The 3,057-nt window shown below is 68.1% G+C and carries 2 protein-coding genes; both read left to right on the top strand.

Annotated elements, in window-relative coordinates; translation table 11 throughout:
- The first annotated feature begins 752 nt into the window (after positions 1–752).
- Positions 753–1,190, top strand: coding sequence for a hypothetical protein (locus tag ACZ4Z3_RS36595; RefSeq protein ID WP_468505090.1), 438 nt, complete (start codon positions 753–755; stop codon positions 1,188–1,190).
- Positions 1,187–3,057: tetratricopeptide repeat protein (locus tag ACZ4Z3_RS36590; RefSeq protein ID WP_468505089.1), on the top strand; the 1,871-nt coding region annotated here is incomplete at its 3' end. The genes ACZ4Z3_RS36595 and ACZ4Z3_RS36590, both read left to right, overlap by 4 nt.

Below are 3,057 nucleotides of genomic sequence, written 5' to 3'. Positions count from 1 at the left end.
TGCACGCGCCGATCAGACGCGCACAGCCAAGCCGAGGCAAGCGGTGTCAAGCATCAGGTGAAGCCGCAGTGTCAACCATCAGCCGAGACAGGACACACAGGGCAGCACGAGCATGATTCAAACTTTCTCTACTGGTTCAAGGCGGCTCGCTCCACTCCCCGCGCGCGGCCCGGCCCCCGGCCGGACCTGCGCTCCTGTCTGCGCCCCGCTCCAGCCCGGCCGGGGCCCGGGCCGCGCTGGTGGCAGATGCGAGACCGTGAGTCGAACTCCGTGCGCGGGAAACTGCAAGGCTAGAGCGATGCCTCCGGCGGGGGATCGGCCAGCACCGGGATAGAGGGGGCGCCGTCGCCGGGTGCTGGCCTTTGGGGGTGCGCGGGGAGTGGAGTGGCTTCCATCCCGTCCGCCGTCGACCCAGGCAGAGCCGAGCAGACGCGGTTCAGGGCGTCCAGGTCGTTCGTACGGTGGCGCGCTCCACCTGGACGCCCTGAACCACGCCCGCTCCACGATGTGTGGGTCGACGGCAGACGGGATGGAAGCCCGGGGAAGCTGACGGGCAAGGAAGGTCGGATGCCGGGTGTGCGGAGTCGGTAACTCTGGCAGTGGTTGAGGGTCTGAAGCGGATGACGTAGGCGGTCTGGTGCGGTGAGCTGGAACCGTGGTGGATGGTTTTACCGTTCTGTACTCACATAGGTTATGGCTTCCTACGCTTAGTCACTCCATGGGTAGGAGTGATGAGTACCCCCGGAGGGGCTGTGAGTGCGGAGATCGTGCAGTTGATGGAGCAGGCAGGGCCATATCTGTCGGCGGCCGTTACTGCTTATGGTGCGGGCATTCTGCATCGGGCCGGGGATGCAGCACTGGACGCGGCGGTCGAGGAGACGGCAGGGCTGGGCCAGCGGATTGTGCGGCTGGTGTGGCGCCGACGGAACGAGGAAGGCCAGGCGGCATTGGAGCGGGCGGTTGATGAGGCAGCCGCAGAGCCGGACGACGCGGACGCGGCGGCCTTGCTGCGCCGTCAGATCAAGCTGGCGCTGCGTGAGGATGCCGAGCTGGCCCGTGAGGTCGCGGCACTGCTGCCGGCCCAGAGCGGGGTGACGGTGAACGTGTCAGGGACCCGTGCGATCGGCGCGCAGCACATCGGCATCGCGGCTTCCGGCGACAACACCACGATCCACCCGCCGCAGCAGTGAACGCGCCGGCCCCGGGCGAGCCGACCCGAGTGAATGTATCCGGTGAGCGGCCGATCGGCGCCGAGTCCATCCAGGTCGCGGTGAGCGGCGACAACACGCGGGTCGTCGTCCTGCCCAAAGACGCAGTGGAATCGGCCCTGGACGTAAGAGCACCCGCGCAGGCCGGGTACCTGCCGAGATCGACATCGGGGGTGTTCATCGGCCGTGAAGCAGAACTATCCGCGCTACGGGACTCGCTGACGGGCGGCGGCTCGGCAGCCGTGGTGCAGCCTCAACGAACTCCGGCTCAGACGATCAGCGGACTTGGAGGTGTGGGCAAGAGCGCCCTGGCCCTGCACTACGCCACCCGCTACCGAAGCAACTACACACTGATCTGGTGGATCACCGCCGACTCCCCCGAGTCGATCCTCACCAGCCTCGCCGAGATCACCCAGCGACTATGCCCGCAATCGGCGCAGACGCTAGAGCCGGACCAACGAGCTGCATGGGCGATCACCTGGCTTCAGGCCCACCCCGACTGGCTTCTGATCTTCGACAACGTTGAGAACCCCGAACACCTCGCCCCCTACCTGGGCACGCTCTCCGGGGGGCACCACCTCGCCACCAGCCGCCGCGCGACCGGATGGCAAGCCTTGGCCCCCATGGTCTCTCTGGGCCTGCTGCCTGCGGACGAAGCGACCGACCTGTTGTGCACCATCGCCTTTCAAGGCGCCGCTGTGAGCAGCCGGCAGCGCGAGGCGGCGAAGCGGCTCGCCCACGACCTCGGCTACCTCCCTCTGGCCCTGGAGCAGGCCGGTGCCTATGCCCACCGCACCGGTATTGACCTCGACACCTACCGTGCCCACCTCGCGCTCGTCCTGGACGAGAACCGCGACGCCCCAAGCCCTGAACAGACCATCGCTCGGATTTGGGACCACACCCTCCACGCCATCACCGACCGCGACCCCCTGGCTGTCACCCTCCTACAGGCCATGGCATGGCTCGCCCCCGACAACATCCCCCGAACACTCCTTGAGCCCCTCGCACCCCACACCATCGCACTCAGCAACGCTCTGGGCGAACTGCATGCCTACAACATGATCGCCTTTACCACCGACCGGCAGAGCGTCACCGTCCACCGACTCGTCCAGACCGTGCTACGCACCCGCACCCGCACCCCAGCCCAACCAAACAACGACGACACCAAGCCCACGGCCCCAGGCCGCACGGACGCCGAACAGGCCGTCCGTAACGCCCTGCCCAGCGGATACCAGGACTTGCACCCTGACGACACCGCAGCCTGGGAACGCCTGCTTCCCCACATCCTCGCCCTCGCCGAGTCCACACCCACGGACAACGCGCCCTCAGCCGACACCGCCGACACCTACTACCAGGGCGCCCAGTACCTGTACCACCAAGGCCGCGACGCCCACACCATCGCGCTGCGCACCGCCGCGCTCGCCCAGTACGAGCAGGTGCTGGGCGACACCCACCCCAACACCCTGACCAGCCGCCATAACCTCGCGCTCGCCTACCGGGAGGCGGGGGACCTGGAACGGGCCATCCCCCTGCTGGAGGCCACCCTCGCCCAGTGCGAACAGGTGCTGGGCGACACCCACCCCAACACCCTGACCAGCCGCGACCAACTCGCGGGCGCCTACCTGCTGGCGGGGGACCTGGAACGGGCCATCCCCCTGCTGGAGGCCACCCTCGCCCAGTTCGAACAGGTGCTGGGCGACACCCACCCCAACACCCTCACCAGCCGCATCAACCTCGCCTACGCCTACCAGGCGGCGGGGGACCTGGAACGGGCCATCCCCCTGCTGGAGGCCACCCTCGCCCAGTGCGAACAGGTGCTGGGCGACACCCACCCCAACACCCTGACCAG

This window comes from Streptomyces sp. NPDC030296, from assembly GCF_055572815.1.
This window is presented reverse-complemented; position numbering and strand designations above follow the sequence as displayed.